15 protein-coding genes are annotated in these 17,718 nt (G+C 69.9%); 5 read left to right on the forward strand and 10 right to left on the reverse strand.

Going from position 1 to position 17,718, the window contains the following annotated elements; genetic code table 11:
* Nucleotides 1-156: 156 nt before the first annotated feature.
* Genes P2Q00_RS27870 through P2Q00_RS27915 form a run of 10 tightly spaced genes read right to left on the reverse strand, consistent with a single transcriptional unit; the run spans nt 157 to nt 10,657 of the window.
* On the reverse strand, nt 157-1,680 hold the full coding sequence (locus P2Q00_RS27870; protein WP_275775622.1) for an NADH-quinone oxidoreductase subunit N: 1,524 nt from the start codon (nt 1,678-1,680) through the stop codon (nt 157-159).
* Nucleotides 1,677-3,251 (reverse strand): NADH-quinone oxidoreductase subunit M, encoded by a 1,575-nt coding sequence (locus P2Q00_RS27875; protein WP_275775624.1) that lies wholly within the window; start codon nt 3,249-3,251, stop codon nt 1,677-1,679. The genes P2Q00_RS27870 and P2Q00_RS27875 overlap by 4 nt, the downstream gene beginning before the upstream one ends.
* Before the next feature lie 6 nt (nt 3,252-3,257).
* Nucleotides 3,258-5,249 carry an NADH-quinone oxidoreductase subunit 5 family protein gene (locus P2Q00_RS27880; protein ID WP_275775626.1) on the reverse strand — a complete coding sequence of 664 codons (1,992 nt, stop codon included), beginning with the start codon at nt 5,247-5,249 and terminating at the stop codon, nt 3,258-3,260.
* Nucleotides 5,246-5,635, reverse strand: a complete 390-nt coding sequence (gene nuoK / locus P2Q00_RS27885) for an NADH-quinone oxidoreductase subunit NuoK (protein WP_275775628.1) — start codon at nt 5,633-5,635, stop codon at nt 5,246-5,248. Before nuoK ends, P2Q00_RS27880 begins: the two co-directional genes overlap by 4 nt.
* Nucleotides 5,635-6,360: an NADH-quinone oxidoreductase subunit J family protein gene (locus P2Q00_RS27890; protein ID WP_275775694.1), complete on the reverse strand. Its 726-nt coding sequence runs from the start codon at nt 6,358-6,360 to the stop codon at nt 5,635-5,637. The genes nuoK and P2Q00_RS27890 overlap by 1 nt, the downstream gene beginning before the upstream one ends.
* Before the next feature lie 5 nt (nt 6,361-6,365).
* The gene (locus P2Q00_RS27895) at nt 6,366-6,968 is read right to left on the reverse strand and encodes a NuoI/complex I 23 kDa subunit family protein (protein WP_275775630.1); all 603 of its coding nucleotides are present in this window, start codon (nt 6,966-6,968) and stop codon (nt 6,366-6,368) included.
* Complete coding sequence (locus tag P2Q00_RS27900) at nt 6,968-7,936, reverse strand: complex I subunit 1/NuoH family protein (RefSeq protein WP_275775632.1); 969 nt, start codon at nt 7,934-7,936, stop codon at nt 6,968-6,970. Before P2Q00_RS27900 ends, P2Q00_RS27895 begins: the two co-directional genes overlap by 1 nt.
* The gene (locus P2Q00_RS51160) at nt 7,933-9,648 is read right to left on the reverse strand and encodes an NADH-quinone oxidoreductase subunit C (protein ID WP_275775633.1); all 1,716 of its coding nucleotides are present in this window, start codon (nt 9,646-9,648) and stop codon (nt 7,933-7,935) included. Before P2Q00_RS51160 ends, P2Q00_RS27900 begins: the two co-directional genes overlap by 4 nt.
* Entirely contained in the window at nt 9,645-10,259 is a 615-nt protein-coding gene (locus P2Q00_RS27910; protein WP_275775635.1) for an NADH-quinone oxidoreductase subunit B, read from the reverse strand. Before P2Q00_RS27910 ends, P2Q00_RS51160 begins: the two co-directional genes overlap by 4 nt.
* The gene (locus tag P2Q00_RS27915; protein WP_275775637.1) at nt 10,250-10,657 is read right to left on the reverse strand and encodes an NADH-quinone oxidoreductase subunit A; all 408 of its coding nucleotides are present in this window, start codon (nt 10,655-10,657) and stop codon (nt 10,250-10,252) included. The genes P2Q00_RS27910 and P2Q00_RS27915 overlap by 10 nt, the downstream gene beginning before the upstream one ends.
* Nucleotides 10,658-10,872: 215 nt before the next feature.
* Between P2Q00_RS27915 and P2Q00_RS27920 the strand changes: the two genes are divergently transcribed.
* The 5 genes from P2Q00_RS27920 (at nt 10,873) to P2Q00_RS27940 (ending at nt 17,715) form a co-directional block, all read left to right on the forward strand.
* Entirely contained in the window at nt 10,873-12,069 is a 1,197-nt protein-coding gene (locus tag P2Q00_RS27920; RefSeq protein WP_275775639.1) for a sensor histidine kinase, read from the forward strand.
* 122 nt (nt 12,070-12,191) lie between these two features.
* Nucleotides 12,192-13,550: a sensor histidine kinase gene (locus P2Q00_RS27925; RefSeq protein ID WP_275775641.1), complete on the forward strand. Its 1,359-nt coding sequence runs from the start codon at nt 12,192-12,194 to the stop codon at nt 13,548-13,550.
* A gap of 215 nt (nt 13,551-13,765) precedes the next feature.
* On the forward strand, nt 13,766-14,425 hold the full coding sequence (locus P2Q00_RS27930) for a LuxR C-terminal-related transcriptional regulator (protein WP_338059351.1): 660 nt from the start codon (nt 13,766-13,768) through the stop codon (nt 14,423-14,425).
* 289 nt (nt 14,426-14,714) lie between these two features.
* Nucleotides 14,715-16,643 (forward strand): 2-oxoacid:acceptor oxidoreductase subunit alpha, encoded by a 1,929-nt coding sequence (locus tag P2Q00_RS27935; RefSeq protein ID WP_275775644.1) that lies wholly within the window; start codon nt 14,715-14,717, stop codon nt 16,641-16,643.
* Nucleotides 16,636-17,715: a 2-oxoacid:ferredoxin oxidoreductase subunit beta gene (locus P2Q00_RS27940; protein WP_275775645.1), complete on the forward strand. Its 1,080-nt coding sequence runs from the start codon at nt 16,636-16,638 to the stop codon at nt 17,713-17,715. The genes P2Q00_RS27935 and P2Q00_RS27940 overlap by 8 nt, the downstream gene beginning before the upstream one ends.
* Nucleotides 17,716-17,718: the final 3 nt, after the last annotated feature.

Raw genomic sequence — 17,718 nt, forward strand, 5'->3', positions numbered from 1 at the left:
GCTTGCTGATCTCCGGTGCCACTGGTGCCGTGGTGTCACGTCCAGTGGACCCTCCCGTACTGGTCAACGCCAGGCGGGGGCCACTAGTTCCCTTGTGCGTACGGCGGCGTGCGTGGGCCGTCCGGGTGATGGCCGCACCGAGCAGCCGACATCGGATCAGAAAAGGGATGTGCCGGCGAAGCGCAGGACCAGCTGGGGTGCTCCGGAGAGGACGATGCCCAGGACGCCGGTGAGGGTGATCGCCGCGGTGAGGGGTGCCGGGAGACCGTGCTTGACGGGCTCGCCCTCGGGGGCGCGGAACAGCAGTGCCGTCCATTGGAGGTAGTAGAACAGGGCGATGACGACGTTGACGGCCATGACCACGGCCAGCCAGCCGAGTCCCGCGTCGACCGCCGCCGAGAACACGGTGACCTTGGCGAAGAGGCCGATGATGCCCGGGGGCAGTCCGGCCAGGCAGAGCAGGAAGAAGGCCAGCACAAGGGCGGCGAGGGGGTTGCTCGCGTAGAGGCCGCGGTAGTCCGAGATGCGGTTCGCGGACTTGGTACGGCCCACCAGTGCGGCCACCGCGAAGGCTCCGAGGTTCACGGCCGCGTACATGAGGGCGTAGGCAACGGTGGAGCCGATGGAGTGCTCGGCGTCGTCGGAGTAGGCGGCTGCGGCAATCGGCACGAGGAGGTAGCCGGCCTGGCCCACCGACGACCAGGCGAGAAGGCGAACCGCGCTGTACGCGCGCGTGGCCTGCTGGCGCAGGGCGCCGACGTTGCCGACGGTCATGGTGAGCGCGGCCAGGGCCGCGAGCGCGGGGCCCCAGACGTCGGCGTACGACGGGAAAGCGACGACCGTGACGAGGATCAGGCCGGAGAAGCCGACCGCCTTGCCGACGACCGAGAGGTAGGCGGCAATGGGCAGGGGTGCACCTACGTAGGTGTCCGGGACCCAGAAGTGGAAGGGCACGGCGGCCGTCTTGAAGGCGAAGCCGACGAGGGTGAGGACCACGCCGGTCTGGGCGAGCGTGTGGAACTGGCCGTCGACGTGCTGGATGCGGTCGGCGACCTGGGTGAGGTAGAGGGTGCCGGTGGAGGCGTACACGAAACTGACGCCCATGAGGCTGACGGCGGTGGCGGTGACCGACGACAGGAAGAACTTCAGGGCCGCTTCGGAGGACTTCTTGTCGCCGTGCCGGATGCCGACGAGGGCGAAGGCGGGCAGGGAGGCGACCTCCAGGGCGACGATCAGGGTCGCGAGGTCGCGGGAGGCGGGCAGGAGGGCGGCGCCGGCCGCGGAGGAGAGCAGCAGGAACCAGTACTCCCCTTCGGGGAGTTGTTTGTCTGCGTCCTTCAGGGCTGTCACGGACAGGAGGGCGGCAAGGAGGGCGCCGCCGAGGACCAGGAATTGGATGACCAGGGTGAAGCGGTCCGCCGTGTAGCTGCAGATGTGGGCGTGGCCGTTCAGGCAGAAGGTGGCGCGGTCGCCGTCCAGGAGGGGCAGCAACAGGAGCGCGGAGGCGGCGAGGCCGGCGACCGAGACCCAGCCGAGGAGTGCCTTCCTGGTGTCGTCGACAAACAGGTCGGCGACGAGGACGACGAGTCCGACGACCGCCGTGAGGGTGGGCGGCGCGATGGCTAGCCAGTCGACGGACTGGACGAGACTCGCGGCCAGCGGCTGGGCCAGGGAGCTCATCGGGTGCCTCCTGCGAGGAGCTGCTGCACGGCCGGGTCGGTCAGGCCGAGAAGGACCTTGGGCCACAGCCCGGCGACGACGGTGAGGGCGACGAGCGGGGTCCAGGCCGCGAACTCGTACGTGTGGACGTCGGCGAGCGTCGGGGCTTCCTGGGGTACGGCGCCCATGCAGACGCGGCGGACCACGACCAGCATGTACGCGGCCGTGAGGAGGGTGCCGAAGGCCGCGATCGCCATGAAGGTGAGGAACGCAGGGCGGCTGAGATCGGCGGCGGGCTTGAAGGCGCCGAACAGCGCCAGCATCTCGCCCCAGAACCCGGCCAGGCCCGGCAGGCCGAGTGAGGCGACCGCGCCGAAGGCGAGCAGGCCGCCGAGGCGGGGAGCCTTGCCGTAGAGCGCCGCACCGGTCTCCTCGGCAAGGGTGTCGAGGTCGGTCGTGCCCGTTCGGTCCTTCAGCGCGCCGACGAGGAAGAAGAGGAGGCCGGTGATGAGGCCGTGGGCGATGTTGGCGAACAGGGCGCCGTTCACGCCGGTCGCAGTCATGGTCGAGATGCCGAGCAGGACGAAGCCCATGTGGCCGACGGAGGAGTAGGCGATGAGCCGCTTGAGGTCGCCCTTGGCGCCCTGCTTGGCGAGAGCCAGGCAGGCCAGGGATCCGTAGATGATCCCGACGACGGCGAAAGCGGCGAGGTAGGGCGCGAAGGTGTGGAATCCGTCCGGCGCGATGGGCAGGAGGATCCGGACGAACCCGTACGTACCCATCTTCAGCAGCACACCGGCCAGCAGGACCGAGCCGACGGTGGGTGCGGCGGTGTGGGCGTCGGGCAGCCAGCTGTGCAGCGGCCACATCGGAGTCTTGACCGCAAGCCCGATCCCGATCGCCAAAACGGCGATGACCTGGACGGATGCGGTCAGCGACCGGCCGTTGTCAGTGGCGAGTGCCACCATGTCGAATGTGCCGGCCTTGATCCCGATCAGGAGCAGGCCGAGCAGCATGACGACCGAACCGAGCAGCGTGTAGAGGATGAACCGCCAGGCGGCCTGGGTCCGGCCCTCGCCGCCCCAGCGGGCGATGAGGAAGTACATCGGGACAAGGACCATCTCGAACGCGAGGAAGAACAGCAGGAGATCGAGTACGGCGAAGCTCGCGAGGGTGCCGGACTCGAGGACCAGCAGTAGTGCGACAAAGGCCTTCGGGGTCGGGCCCGAGGGCATTTTGAAGTACGAGTAGAGCGCGCACAGGAAGGTCAGCAGTGCGGTCAGGACCAGAAGGGGGAGGGAGATGCCGTCGATGCCGAGGTGGATCCGCACGTCGAGTGCGGGGATCCAGCTGATGTCGGTCGTGGCCTGCATTTTCGACGGGTGGTCGTGGTCGAAGCCGAGCGCGAGGACGATCGCGGCGATGAGAACCGCGCCGGTCACGGTCACGCCGTGGCGGAGCACGGCCTGCTCGGGCGACTTCCCCTTGAGTCCGGGCGGGGCCGGCAGGAGAGCGGCGACGGCGCCGAGGAGCGGGCCGACGACGACGAATGCCAGAAGGAACTGCATCACGGACTCGTTGATATCGATCACGCCTGCTCACACTCCCGTGGCGACGAGAAGGGCGGCGACCGCCAGGACGACGGTGCCGGCGAGCAGCGCGCTCACATAGGTCTGCACATTGCCGGTCTGGGCGCGCCGTACGGCGGCTCCCAGAAGACGGGGTAGGGCGCCCGCACCGCGTACGTAGGTCTCGACGACCTCGCGGTCCAGGAACCGGACGAGACTCGCTCCGGCCTGGACCGGGCGGACGAAAAGGGCCGCGTACACGGCGTCGACGTGGAAGCCGACGGCCGCGTGTCGGTACAGCGGGCCGAGCAGCAGTCGCCCCGGGTCCGTCAGGTCGGGCGCTGAGGCGACGCCGCCGTACGCGGGTGCGTGGCCGGCGATGGCCTCGGCCTCGACAAGTCCGGCGCCGCCCTCGGGGTGGGCCGCGACCGCGCCGAGTGGGACACGGGCTGCGACGGCGGTTGTGTGGCGCCAGGCCGCGTAGGTGAGGATGCCGCCGACCAGGGCAAGGCCCGTGCCGAGTACGGAGGTGGTGAGGGTCGGGGTGAGGTCACGGCCGTCGAACCAGTCGGGCAGCGAGCGGTAGGCGAGCCCGCCCAGCGCCAGGGACGGGACGGCGAGCACCCAGAGCACGACGGTCATGGTCAGCGGCTGGCGGCCGTGGTCGGGGGCCTCGGCACCCCGGCCGCGGAAAGCCAGCAGCCACAGGCGCATCGCGTACGCCGCGGTGAGTACGGCGGTGAGCAGGCCGGCGACCAGGGTGATCCAGCCTGCAGCGACGGGGGCGAGCTGCGTGTGGCCGGTGGCGGCGTGCTCGGCGGCGAGGACGGACTCCTTGGAGAAGAAGCCGCTGAACGGCGGGATCGCGGCGAGCGCGAGGAGCGCCACGGTCATCGTCCAGTAGGCGTCGGGGACGCGGTCGCGCAGGCCCCGCATGCGGGACATGGCGGCCAGCGAGTTGGTGCCCGCGGCGTGGATGATCACGCCGGCCGCGAGGAACAGCAGCGCTTTGAAGGCGCCGTGGGACAGGAGGTGGAAGACGGCGGCTCCGCGATCGCCGACGGCGAGGGCGCCGGTCATGTAGCCGAGCTGGCCGATCGTCGAGTAGGCGAGGACGCGCTTGATGTCGTCCTGAGCGAGCGCGGCGAGACCCGAGCCGACCATGGTGACGGCGGCCATGACGGCGAGGACCACCATCGCGGCCTGGGAGGCCTCGAAGACCGGGAGGAGACGGGCGATGAAGTAGACGCCGGCGGCGACCATCGTCGCGGCGTGGATCAGCGCGGAGACGGGTGTCGGGCCCGCCATCGCGTCGGGAAGCCAGGTGTGCAGCGGGAACTGCGCCGACTTGCCCGCCACGCCCGCCAGAAGCAGCAGGGCGACCAGTGTCGGGTGGTGGAGTCCGCCGCTCGCGACCGTGCCGAGGACCTTCGTGATGCGGAAGGAACCGGCGTCGGTGGCCAGCGCGAACAGGCCGATGAGGAAGGGGACGTCACCGAGCTTGGTCACCAGGAAGGCCTTGATGGAGGCGGCGCGGGCCTCCGGGGTCTCCCAGTAGTGGCCGACCAGGAAGTACGAGCAGATACCCATGATCTCCCAGCCGACCAGCAGCACGATCAGGTCGCCGGAGTAGACGACGAGCAGCATCGCGGAGGTGAAGAGGGAGACGAGGGCGGCGTACGAGGGGTAGCGCGGGTCGTCGCGCAGGTAGCCCGTCGAGTAGATCTGCACGCAGGAGGCGACGACGCCGACCAGGATGGCGACGAGGGCGGCGAAGCCGTCGATGTGCAGGGCGAGTTCGATGGGGACCGAGCCGGTGGGCGTGAGCTCGGTGGCGGCGTCGATCGCCTGGCCGCCGCCCTGGCGCACGGCGACCAGCACGGCCAGCACGAGGGAGGCGAGGGCCGGCACGACTGCGAGCGGGCGGACGAAGCCGGGGGCCGTACGGCCCAGGAGCAGGCCGGCCGCCGCGCCCAGGAACGGCAGGAGGGGGACGAGGACGGCGAGGGTGGTCGTGGTCACGCGGCGGCCTCAGCCTTTCCGGTCTCTTCCGCCGTCAGGGCGTCGCCGTCGGGGCCGTCGCTCTCATGGCCCTCGGCGCTGTCGCGGAGCTTGTCGATGTCCGAGGTGCCGCGGTTGCGATAGACGGCAAGGACGATCGCCAGGCCGATGCCGATCTCGGCGGCGGCGATGGCGATGGTGAACAGGGTCAGGGCCTGGCCGGAGTGCAGGGTGTCCTGGGCTGCCTTGCTGAGCCAGACGTCGAAGGCGACGAGGTTGAGGTTGACGGCGTTGAGCATCAGCTCGACGGACATGAGGACCAGGATCGCGTTGCGGCGGGCGAGGACGCCGTACAGGCCGGTGCAGAAGAGGAGGGCGGAGAGTACGGCGGGATAGGCGAGGTGCATCAGCGGGCGCCTTCCTGCTCGGCCTGAGAAGTTCCCTCGTTCAGCCTGTTTCCTTCGATCGGGTGATTACGGGAATCCGGGGCGGATGGGGAACTACCGGTCACGGCTCGGGAGTTCACAGGGGGAGAGCTCATCTCCGCCTTCGCCTTGCGGGACAGGACGATCGCGCCGACCAGGGCGGCGAGGAGGAGGACGGAGAGGGCCTCGAAGGGGAGGACCCAGTTCTGGAAAAGGCTCGCTCCGGTGACGGCGGTGGAGCCGGCAGCCGGGCCGTCCAGGTCGATCCAGGTCGTGCGGAAGGCGTCGACGACGACCCAGACCAGAGCAGCGGCCGCGGCGACGGCCACGGTGAGGGCGGCCCAGCGGTTGCCGGAGTCGGCGTCCGGGGAGCGGCCGATGGGGGCCTTGGTGAGCATCAGACCGAACAGAAGGAGCACGACGACGGAACCCACGTAGATCAGGACCTGCACCCAGGCGATGAATTCTGCGGTGAGCAGGAGGTATTCGACGGCGAGGCCACCGAGGGTCACCACTAGCCACAGGGCGGCGTGCACCAGCTGCCGGGTGGTGACGGTGACGAGGCCGGCGCCGAAGGTGGCCAGGCCGACAAGGAGGAAGGCGATCTCGACGCCGGTCGGGGAGAGGAAGCCGTGGGTGTCTGCGGCGGCCGTGGTCGCCGTGGCATGTGCCGCTGTGGCATGTGCCGCCGCCGCGGTGGCTGCGATGAGGGTCACGACGCGCCTTCCCCGGGTTCGTTCAGCTGGGTCGGTGCGGCGGGCTCGGTCTGCGCGGCCGCGAGTTTCTCCGCCGTCTTGCGGGCGGCGGCGATCTCCTTCGGTTCCTCCGCACCGGGGTCGAGGGCGGGCGGGGCCGGGACCGTCCACATCCACTCGCGGAGCTTGTCGCGTTCGTGGGTGAGTTCGTGGATGTCGGTCTCGGCGTACTCGAACTCCGGGGACCAGAACAGGGCGTCGAAAGGACAGACCTCGATGCAGATACCGCAGTACATGCACAGCGAGAAGTCGATGGCGAAGCGGTCGAGGACGTTGCGGCTGCGTTCGCGGCCGCCGGGGGCGGCGGGCGGAACCGTCTCCTTGTGGGAGTCGATGTAGATGCACCAGTCCGGGCACTCCCGGGCGCAGAGCATGCAGACCGTGCAGTTCTCCTCGAACAGGCCGATGACGCCGCGGGTGCGGGGCGGCAGGTCAGGCTGGACGTCCGGGTACTGCTCGGTGACGGTCTTCCGCATCATCGTGCGCAGGGTGACCGCAAGGCCCTTGGCCAGGCCGGAGCCGGGGATGCGGGACCGGGTGGGCGGAAGCGGCTCGGCCATCAGGAGATCACCACCTTGACGATGCCGGTGAGGGCGATCTGAGCGAGGGAGAGGGGAACGAGGAGGGTCCAGGAGAGTTTCTGGAGCTGGTCCTCGCGCAGGCGGGGATAGGTGACGCGGAGCCAGATCACGAGGAAGGCGAGGACGGCCGTCTTCAGCAGGGTCCAGACCCAGCCGAGGCCGTCGGCACCCCAGGGGCCGTGCCAGCCGCCCAGGAAGAGGACGGTGGTCAGGCCGCACAGGACGATGATTCCGGCGTACTCGGCGAGGAGGAACAGGGCGAAACGCAGGCCGGTGTACTCGGTGTAGGCGCCGAAGATGATCTCCGAGTCGGCGACGGGCATGTCGAAGGGCGGGCGCTGGAGTTCGGCGAGGCCGGCGACGAAGAAGACGATCGCGCCGACGATCTGCCAGGGCAGCCACCACCAGTGGAAGGCGTCCAGGATGCCGGGGAGGGAGACCGTGCCGGCCGCCATGGCGACGGAGGCGGCGGTGAGAAGCATCGGGAGTTCGTAGGCGAGGAGCTGCGCGGCGGTGCGGAGGCCGCCGAGGAGGGAGAACTTGTTGGCGGAGGCCCAGCCGGCCATGAGGGAGCCGAGAACGCCGACACCCATCACCGCGAGGACGAAGAAGATGCCCGCGTCCAGGACCTGGCCGACGGCGCCCTCGCCGGGGCCGATGGGGATGGCGAGGAGGACCAGGAGGTACGGGAGGAGGGCCACGGCGGGGGCGAGCTGGAAGATACGGCGGTCGGCGCCCGCCGGGACGACGTCTTCCTTCTGCGCGAACTTCACGCCGTCGGCGACGAGTTGGGCCCAGCCGTGGAAGCCGCCGGCGTACATCGGGCCGAGGCGGCCCTGCATGTGGGCCATGACCTTGTGCTCGGTCTGACCGACGATCAGGGGGAAGGTGAGGAAGACGACGAAGACGACCAGGAGTCGCAGGGCGACGTCTACGGCGTCGGTCACTGCGGGCCTCCTGCGGGGTCTTCGGGGTTCGCGGCCGGGGGTTCGGCGGCCGGGCCTTCGGGGGTGGCGTGGGGGGACTTCTCAGCGGGGGCCTCCTCGGAGGAGGTCGGCGCTGAGGGGGGTTCATCGGGGCCTGCCCCGGACGCACCCGAACCAGCCTCGGTCTCGGTCTCGGTCTCGGTCTCGGCACCAGCACCAGCACCAGCACCAGCACCAGCACCAGCACCAGCACCAGCACCAGCACCAGCACCAGCACCAGCGGACGGTTTCCGGGAGGGTGCGGCTTGGTCTGACGGTTCCGCGACGGGCTCGGCATCCGGGCGCGGCTCAGCCGTCGACTGCCGCTCGGGCACCGGGCTCGGGCTCGGCTCGGTCTCCGGCGTTGGCTCGGGGTCCGGCTTCGACTTCGTCTCCGCGCTCCGCTCCGATTCCGGGCTCGGCTCCGTTTCCGGGCTGTTCTCCGCTGCCGGGCTCCGCTCAGCCTCCGGGCTGCGCTGCGCTTCCGGAGTCGGCTTCGTGTCCGGGCTCGGCTCCGATTCCGGACTCGGCTCCGATTCCGGACTCGGCTTCGTCTCCGGGCTCCGCACCGTTGCCGCGTTCGGCTTCGTCTCCGGCTCGTCGAAAGCCGGGCGGGCGTGGTGCCACGGGGCGTCCGAGCTGCGGGGGGCGGGTGTAGGGCGGGTGGTCGGGCCCTCTGGTGACGGGGTTCGGGCGGTCTGTGAGGCCGAGCCTTCGCTCGCGCTGCGCGTGCGTCGCGGCGCAGCCGCGCCGGAGGCACCCAGCTGCCGGTCGGCCGGGGCACCCTCAGCCGGAGGCGACGCGGCCTGACCCGCCGACCCTTCCGCAACCGAACGCGCACGGCGCGGTGACACCGGGGCATCGGCAGACGCTGCAGCCGGCCGGCCACTTGCCCCTTCCGCCTGACTCACCGACCCCTCCGCAGCCGAACGCGCACGCCGCGGCGCGGCCGTGGTACCGCCCGACGCCGTAGCCGCCGCCTGACCACTCGCCCCCTCCGCCTGACTCACCGACCCCTCCGCAGCCGAACGTGCGCGGCGTACCGGGCGGTCGCCCGTGGGGCGGGGCGGGCGGTCGGTCGGGGGGCGGCCTGTGGCTCGGGGGGGGCGGGTTGGGGCCGGGGGGAGTTGGCCCTTCTGGGGGCCCCATTCGTTCGGGTCGGGGACGCCGGGGGGGAGCATCTGGCGGCGCCTGGGGCCGCCGTGGTCCGACTCGCCCGGTTCCTTGGCGCCCGGCCAGGCCTTGGCCACGCGGGCGGCCAGGACGAAGTCCTTGCGGAGGGGGTGGCCTTCGAAGGTTTCCGGGAGGAGGAGGTGGTCCAGGGCAGGGTGGCCCTCGAAGACGACGCCGAACATTTCGTGGGTCTCGCGTTCGTGCCAGGCCGCGCCCGCGTAGACGCCGACGGCGGAGGCCAGCGTCGGCGCCTCGTGCGGGACCGTGGTGCGCAGCAGCAGGCGGCGTACGGGAGACAGGGACACCACATGTGCCGCGACGCGGAAACCCGTGCCCGGTTCGTCGACCGCGCTCAGCCAGTCGAAGTAGGTACAGGACAGCCGGTCGCGGGCCGCCTCCAGTGCCACGAGCCAGGTCGACGGCGGGACGTCGACGGTGAGGACCTCGTAGGACTCCTCGGCCGTGGCCTCCGTACCGAACAACTCCTCGACGGGGGCGGGGAGCCAGCCGACCGTGGTCATCGGCCCTCCTCCGAAGGAGACCCGGCGGCCGGTGGCTTCACCAGGGCGCTCTGCAGGGCCGCGGCCGAAGGACGAGGGGTGGCATACCGCTCCCCCAGCGACTCCCGGGCGATCTTCTCCTGGAGCTTCAGGATCCCCTGGAGCAGGGCCTCGGGGCGGGGCGGGCAGCCGGGGACGTAGACGTCGACCGGGATGATCTGGTCGACGCCCTTGGTGACGGAGTAGGAGTCCCAGTAGGGGCCGCCGCAGTTGCTGCACGCGCCGAAGGAGATGACGTACTTGGGTTCCGGCATCTGTTCGTACAGGCGCTTCACGGCCGGGGCCATCTTGTCCGTGACCGTGCCGGACACGACCATCAGGTCGGCCTGGCGGGGGCCCGGTGCGAAGGGGATGACGCCGAGTCGGATGAAGTCGTGGCGGGCCATCGACGCGGCGATGAACTCGATCGCGCAGCAGGCGAGGCCGAAGTTGAAGACCCAGAGCGAGTACCGGCGGCCCCAGTTCAGGACCACCTTCATCGGCTCGGGGGCCAGGCGTGCGAGGGCGCCCAGCCGTTTCGGCTCCGGGAGGAGAACGGGCTGACCGTCGGTGTCCGGCGTCGTCACGTCCATGCCAGGACGCCCTTCTTGTATGCGTACAGCAGGCCCACGGCCAGGAAGCCGAGGAAGATGAACATCTCGACCAACGTGGTCGCGCCGTACCCATCTCCAGCAAACACCGTCGCCCAGGGGAAAAGGAAGATCGAGTCGACGGCGAAGATGACGTACAGGAAGGCGTAGACGTAGTAGCGGACCTGGGTGTGGGCCCAGCCCTCGCCGACGGGGTCGACTCCGCACTCGTACGTCAGGAGCTTCTCGGGGGTCGGGACCACGGGCCGCAGCAGTCGGCCGGCCCCGAAGGCGACCGCGACGAAGAGCACGCCGACGACGGCGAGCAGTCCGACGACCGAGTACGACTGGAAGTAGTCCGCCGCGACGACGCTCGGATCGGCGCCGGTCGATTCCCGCACGTCCGTCCCTTCGCTGCTGTTCGACGATCTGTACGCACGGGAGTCTAGGCCCTGATAAAGAGACGGTAAGCAGCCCGTCACCGCTTGGAATGTCCTTTGAGACGTCCTTGAGATGCAGGAAGCCGCCGAGGAGCTGCCGGGGTGGGGTTTTCCCCAGGGGACGGGGGCGGCCGACCTCATGGCGCGGGCGCGCGGCGCGCGGCACGCTAGCCCATATGACCGAACGACACTCGCGCCCGATGCGGGCGGCCCCGGATGGTGACGGCGACCGTCTGCCGCCTGCCCGTTTCGCCTACGACCGGCACACCTGGAAGGAGATCGCGCATCTCCTGGCGAACTTTCCGGTGTCGCTGATCGGGTTCGTCTACGTCGTGACGGTGCTGTTCACCGGCTTCTGGCTGACCGTGACGGTGATCGGGTTCCCGCTGCTGGCCGCCGGTCTCACGGGCGCGCGGCTGCTGGGCAGGATGGAGCGGGCGCGGGCCAGGAAGCTGCTCGGGGTGCGCGTGGACGAGCCGAGCCCGCTGCCCGGACGCGGCACCGGCTTCCTCCCGTGGCTGTGGATGAGGGTGAAGGACCCGGTGGGCTGGCGCACGGTGCTGTACGACTTCATCCGGCTGCCCTGGGGGATCCTGACCTTTGTCGCCACGCTGACCTCGCTGTTTGTGTTGTGGCCCGTGCTGCCGTTCATTGCTCGGGGTCTGGCCAACGCCGACCGGGCCATGGTGCGCGGGCTGCTGTCGCCCTCCGACGAGCTGGAGCGGCGTATCGCGGAGCTGGAGTCGGACCGGGGTGTCGTGGTCGACACGGCCAACGCCGATCTGCGGCGGATCGAGCGCGATCTGCACGACGGGGCGCAGGCCCGCCTGGTCAATCTGGCGATGGGGCTGGGCCTGGCAAAGGAGAAGCTCCTGGAGGACCCCGACCAGGCGGCGGAGATGGTCGCGGAGGCGCACGGCGAGGTGAAGCTGGCGCTGCAGGAGCTGCGGGACCTGGCCAGGGGGATCCACCCCGCCGTACTGACGGACCGGGGGCTCGATGCCGCTCTGTCCGCGGTCGCCTCGCGCTGCACCGTCCCCGTGAAGGTGACGGTCGACCTCGGTACAAGGCCCGCCGCGGCCATCGAGGGCATCGCCTACTTCACCGTCTCCGAGCTGCTGCAGAACATCAGCAAGCACAGCGCGGCGAGGACCGCGTCCGTCGAGGTGTGGCGGGCGAAGGACCGGCTGCTCATCCAGGTGGAGGACAACGGCCGCGGGGGTGCGCGCCTCGACGGCGGTACGGGGATGCAGGGGCTCGCCGACCGCCTGGACGCCGTCGACGGACTGTTCGTCATCGAGTCCCCGCAGGGCGGGCCGACCGTCGTCACGGCGGAGCTGCCCTGGCGCGACCGCGCCCCGGCCGAGAGGTAGGGAAAACCCCCCTGCCAAGACGCCGACGGCCTCCATGGTCCACGGACCTGCGGCGCAGGAGTGTGGGGGGTACGGCAGGACAGCCGCACGACGAACGGGACGAGCAGAAACGGACGGCGCCGATGGCCACGGAGTACGGACCAAGCTACGGGCACGACAGCGGGCTCGGGCTCACCGAAGGGACACGTCGCCGACTGCCCGCCGGGCTGCGGGCGCCGTTCGAGGCACGCAGCTGGCGAGAGTTCGGGTATGTGCTGCTGAGCCTGCCGATCGGCATCATGCTCTTCGTCTACGCCGTCACGATGGTGTCGCTCGGGGCGGGTCTGCTGGTGACGTTCCTCGGGATTCCGGTGCTGGCGGCGGGGCTGGCCGGCTGCCGGGGGTTCGGGGCGCTGGAGCGGGCGCGGGCGCGCGGGCTGCTGGGGCTGGAGGTGGGCGACCCGGAGCCGCTGCGGATGAAGAAGTCCGGCCTGATGGCCTGGATGGGGGCCGTGCTGAAGAGCGGCACGTCGTGGCGGACGCTGCTGTACGCGCTGCTGCAGTTCCCGTGGTCGGTGTTCTCGTTCGTGGTCGCCGTGAATTTCTGGGCGTACGGCTGGGGACTGCTGACGTATCCCCTGTGGTTCTGGCTCTTTCCCATGTACGGCGGTCAGGGCGGGCTTCAGCTGTACGGCGACGGCAGCCACAGCATCTACCTCGACAACCCCTTCGAGATCACCGTCACGGCGCTGGTGGGGCTGCTGTTCACGCTCGCCACGCCGTGGATCGTACGGGCGCTGACGATGGTGGATCGGCTGATGGTGCACGGGCTGCTCGGGCCGTCGCGGCTGGCGACGCGGGTGGTGGAGCTGGAGTCCGACCGGGGCGTCGTGGTGGACACGGCGGCTGCGGACCTACGGCGGATCGAGCGGGATCTGCATGACGGGGCGCAGGCTCGGCTGGTGGCGTTGGCCATGGATCTGGGGCTGGCGAAGGAGAAGCTGACGGAGGATCCACAGGCGGCGGCGCGGATGGTGGACGAGGCGCACGGTGAGGTGAAGACGGCGCTGCAGGAGCTGCGGGATCTGGCGCGCGGGATTCATCCGGCGGTGCTGACGGACCGGGGGCTGGATGCGGCGCTGTCGGCTGTTGCCTCGCGGTGCACCGTGCCGGTGCAGGTGGAGGTGGATCTGGCGGAGCGGCCGGCGCCGGCGATCGAGGGGATCGCGTACTTCACGGTGTCGGAGCTGCTGCAGAACATCAGCAAGCATGCGCGGGCCACGTGGGCTGCGGTGGATGTGTGGCGGGTGGAGAGCCGGCTGATGGTGCAGGTTGTGGACAACGGGGTGGGTGGGGCGGATGCGTCCGGTGGGTCGGGGCGGGGGGGGCTTGCGGAGCGGCTGGATGCGGTGGACGGGATTCTGGTGGTGGATTCGCCGGTGGGGGGGCCTACTCGGGTGACTGCGGAGTTGCCCTGGCGGGCGGAGCGGGCGCTGGGGTGAACGCCGGCCCGCGGCGGAGCCGCTGATGAATGCAGCTGCCGCCCCCGCCAGGGGGCTCCGCCCCCTGGACCCCCGATCGGCCTGAAAGGCCTCGTCCTCAAACGCCGGACAGGCTGAAAATGCTTGGGCCGGGCGCACCCGGGTCCGAATGCTGGAATGCTGGACTACTGGCATTCGGAGTCGGGCTGGGGGGACCGGGAATCGTGGAGGACAGGGTGCGGGTGGTCATTGCCGAGGATTCAGTGCTGCTCAGGGAGGGGCTGACCCGGCTGTTGACCGACCGTGGGCATGACGTCGTCGCCGGGGTCGGGGACGGGGACGCGCTGATCAAGACCATCACCGAGCTGGACGCGCAGGGCGAGCTGCCCGATGTCGTGGTCGCGGACGTGCGGATGCCGCCGACGCACACCGATGAAGGGGTGCGGGCCGCGGTGCTGCTGCGCAAGGCGCATCCGGGGCTCGGCGTGCTCGTGCTGTCGCAGTATGTGGAGGAGCGGTACGCCACTGAGCTGCTGGCCGGTTCCAGTCATGGCGTCGGGTATCTGCTCAAGGACCGGGTGGCCGAGGTCCGGGAGTTCGTGGATGCCGTGGTGCGGGTGGCCCAAGGGGGTACCGCGCTGGACCCGGAAGTGGTCGCGCAGCTGCTCGGGCGCAGCCGTAAGCAGGACGTGCTGGCCGGGCTCACCCCGCGGGAGCGGGAGGTGCTGGGGCTCATGGCCGAGGGCCGTACCAACTCGGCCATCGCGCGGCAGCTGGTGGTCAGCGACGGCGCCGTCGAGAAGCACGTCAGCAATATCTTCCTGAAGCTCGGACTGTCCCAGAGTGACGGGGATCACCGGCGTGTTCTTGCGGTCCTCACCTATCTGAACTCGTGACGGGCTGACACTTAGTCAGTAACCGAGTCGGCCATCACGCGTCCAGTCGTCAATCCAATGTCCGTCCGCATCCGTACAGCCCTAGAACCGAATCAAGCGCGGGGAGCGTCTTCAAAGGCAGCGCCGGGGGGCGAGAAATCATGACAAGTCTGGGCGTCGTACCGTCTCAAAACCGTGTCCATGATGCGAATGGCCACGGGAAGGCGACCCTAACGGACGTAGGGTTGATCCTGGGAAGGCCCGCGGGAAGGCCGGTCCCAGACAGCCGCCTCGAGGGAGGTCCAGTTCAGTGACCAGCCAGGTCAGCAGGACAGCGGAGCAGGCAGACGGAGCCGTCGTCGGAGAGCAGCGGGGGCCGGGCGGAACAAAGGATGTACGCAGGCTGGACCGGGTGATCATCCGGTTCGCGGGGGACTCCGGTGACGGTATGCAGCTCACCGGTGACCGTTTCACCTCCGAGACCGCGTCCTTCGGGAACGACCTGTCCACCCTTCCCAACTTCCCCGCCGAGATCCGGGCTCCTGCCGGGACCCTGCCGGGTGTGTCGTCCTTCCAGCTCCACTTCGCCGACCACGACATCCTCACCCCGGGCGACGCGCCCAATGTGCTGGTCGCCATGAACCCCGCCGCCCTCAAGGCCAACATCGCCGACCTGCCGCGCGGCGCGGAGATCATCCTCAACACGGACGAGTTCACCAAACGGGCGATGCAGAAGGTCGGCTATGCGGCTTCTCCTCTGGAGGACGGCTCGCTCGACGGGTACAGCCTGCACGAGGTGCCGCTGACCACGCTGACGGTCGAGGCGCTCAAGGAGTTCGATCTCTCCCGCAAGGAGGCCGAGCGCAGCAAGAACATGTTCGCGCTCGGGCTGCTGAGCTGGATGTACCACCGGCCGACCGAGGGGACCGAGAAGTTCCTGCGGGCCAAGTTCGCGAAGAAGCCCCAGATCGCCGAGGCCAACATCGCCGCCTTCCGCGCGGGCTGGAACTTCGGCGAGACGACCGAGGACTTCGCGGTGTCGTACGAGGTGGCGCCCGCCGCCACCGCCTTTCCGACCGGCACCTACCGCAACATCTCCGGGAATCTCGCTCTCGCCTACGGCCTGGTCGCGGCCTCGCGCCAGGCCGACCTGCCGCTGTTCCTGGGCTCGTACCCGATCACGCCGGCCTCGGACATCCTGCACGAGCTGAGCAAGCACAAGAACTTCGGTGTACGGACCTTCCAGGCGGAGGACGAGATCGCCGGCATCGGCGCCGCGCTGGGCGCGGCCTTCGGCGGCTCGCTGGGGGTCACGACCACGTCCGGCCCCGGTGTGGCGCTCAAGAGCGAGACCATCGGGCTGGCCGTCTCGCTGGAGCTGCCGCTGCTGGTCATCGACATCCAGCGCGGCGGGCCGTCCACCGGACTGCCGACCAAGACCGAGCAGGCCGACCTGCTGCAGGCCATGTTCGGGCGCAACGGCGAGGCCCCCATCCCGGTGATCGCGCCTCGCACGCCCGCCGACTGCTTCGACGCGGCCATGGAGGCGGCGCGGATCGCGCTGACGTACCGCACCCCGGTGATGCTGCTCTCCGACGGCTATCTGGCCAACGGCTCGGAGCCCTGGCGCATCCCGGAGCTGGACGAACTCCCGGACCTGACCGTGCAGTTCGCGCGAGGCCCGAACCACACCCTGGAGGACGGCACCGACGTCTTCTGGCCGTACAAGCGCGACCCGCAGACCCTCGCCCGACCCTGGGCCATCCCCGGCACGCCCGGTCTCGAACACCGCATCGGCGGCATCGAGAAGGAGGACGGCACCGGGAACATCTCGTACGCCCCCGCCAACCACGACTTCATGGTCCGCACCCGGCAGGCCAAGATCGACGGCATCGACGTACCGGATCTGGAGGTCGACGATCCGCACGAGGCCGCCACGCTGGTGCTCGGCTGGGGCTCGACCTACGGACCGATCACCGCCGCGGTACGGCGGCTGCGCGCGGCCGGGGAGTCCATCGCGCAGGCCCATCTGCGCCATCTCAACCCGTTCCCGCGGAATCTCGGCACGGTGTTGAAGCGTTACGACAAAGTGGTGATTCCCGAGATGAACCTCGGTCAGCTCGCCACGCTGATCCGGGCGAAATACCTGGTCGACGCCCACTCGTACAACCAGGTGAACGGCATGCCGTTCAAGGCTGAGCAGCTCGCCACGGCTCTCAAGGAGGCCATCGATGGCTGAGACGTCCACGGAAGGCACGGGCACGATCGAGGCGCTTTCGCTCGTTCCCAAGGCCGAGGCCCGCCAGTCCATGAGGGACTTCAAGTCCGATCAGGAAGTGCGCTGGTGCCCCGGCTGCGGTGACTACGCGATCCTGGCGGCCGTCCAGGGCTTCATGCCGGAGCTGGGTCTGGCCAAGGAGAACATCGTCTTCGTCTCGGGCATCGGCTGCTCGTCCCGCTTCCCGTACTACATGAACACGTACGGCATGCACTCCATCCACGGGCGGGCCCCGGCCATCGCGACGGGTCTGGCCTCCTCGCGCAGGGACCTGTCCGTGTGGGTGGTCACCGGCGACGGCGACGCCCTCTCCATCGGCGGCAACCACCTCATCCACGCGCTGCGCCGCAACGTCAACCTCAAGATCCTGCTCTTCAACAACCGGATCTACGGCCTGACCAAGGGGCAGTACTCGCCGACCTCCGAGGTCGGCAAGATCACCAAGTCGACGCCGATGGGGTCGCTCGACGCGCCCTTCAACCCGGTGTCCCTGGCGATCGGCGCGGAGGCGTCCTTCGTCGCGCGGACGATCGACTCCGACCGCAAGCACCTCACGTCCGTGCTGCGCGAGGCGGCCGCCCATCCGGGCACGGCGCTCATCGAGATCTACCAGAACTGCAACATCTTCAACGACGGCGCCTTCGAGGCGCTGAAAGACAAGCAGCAGGCCGAGGAGGCGGTGATCCGGCTGGAGCACGGGCAGCCGATCCGCTTCGGCGCGGACGGTTCTCGTGGCGTGGTCCGGGATGCGGTCACCGGTGACCTGAAGGTGGTCGATGTGACCGCGGACAACGAGTCTCGGATCCTGGTCCACGACGCCCACGCCGAGTCGCCGACCACCGCCTTCGCACTGTCCCGGCTGGCCGATCCGGACACCCTGCACAACACCCCGATCGGTGTGCTGCGGTCCGTGGACCGGCCGGTGTACGACACCCAGATGGCCGACCAGCTGGACACGGCGATCGTGCAGAACGGCAAGGGCGACCTGGCCGCGCTGCTGGCGGGCGGGGACACCTGGACGGTCGTCGGCTGAGGC

It is taken from the genome of Streptomyces coacervatus (genome assembly GCF_029223485.1).
GTDB lineage: Bacteria > Actinomycetota > Actinomycetes > Streptomycetales > Streptomycetaceae > Streptomyces > Streptomyces coacervatus.

Coding starts and splice junctions, on each gene's coding strand:
- P2Q00_RS27870 (WP_275775622.1), bottom strand. CDS start 1,680: ATGAGCTCCCTGGCCCAGCCGCTGGCCGCGAGTCTCGTCCAGTCCGTC.
- nuoK (WP_275775628.1), bottom strand. CDS start 5,635: ATGCACCTCGCCTATCCCGCCGTACTCTCCGCCCTCCTCTTCTGCACC.
- P2Q00_RS27895 (WP_275775630.1), bottom strand. CDS start 6,968: ATGGCCGAGCCGCTTCCGCCCACCCGGTCCCGCATCCCCGGCTCCGGC.
- P2Q00_RS51160 (WP_275775633.1), bottom strand. CDS start 9,648: ATGACCACGGTCGGCTGGCTCCCCGCCCCCGTCGAGGAGTTGTTCGGT.
- P2Q00_RS27910 (WP_275775635.1), bottom strand. CDS start 10,259: ATGGACGTGACGACGCCGGACACCGACGGTCAGCCCGTTCTCCTCCCG.
- P2Q00_RS27920 (WP_275775639.1), top strand. CDS start 10,873: ATGACCGAACGACACTCGCGCCCGATGCGGGCGGCCCCGGATGGTGAC.
- P2Q00_RS27925 (WP_275775641.1), top strand. CDS start 12,192: ATGGCCACGGAGTACGGACCAAGCTACGGGCACGACAGCGGGCTCGGG.
- P2Q00_RS27940 (WP_275775645.1), top strand. CDS start 16,636: ATGGCTGAGACGTCCACGGAAGGCACGGGCACGATCGAGGCGCTTTCG.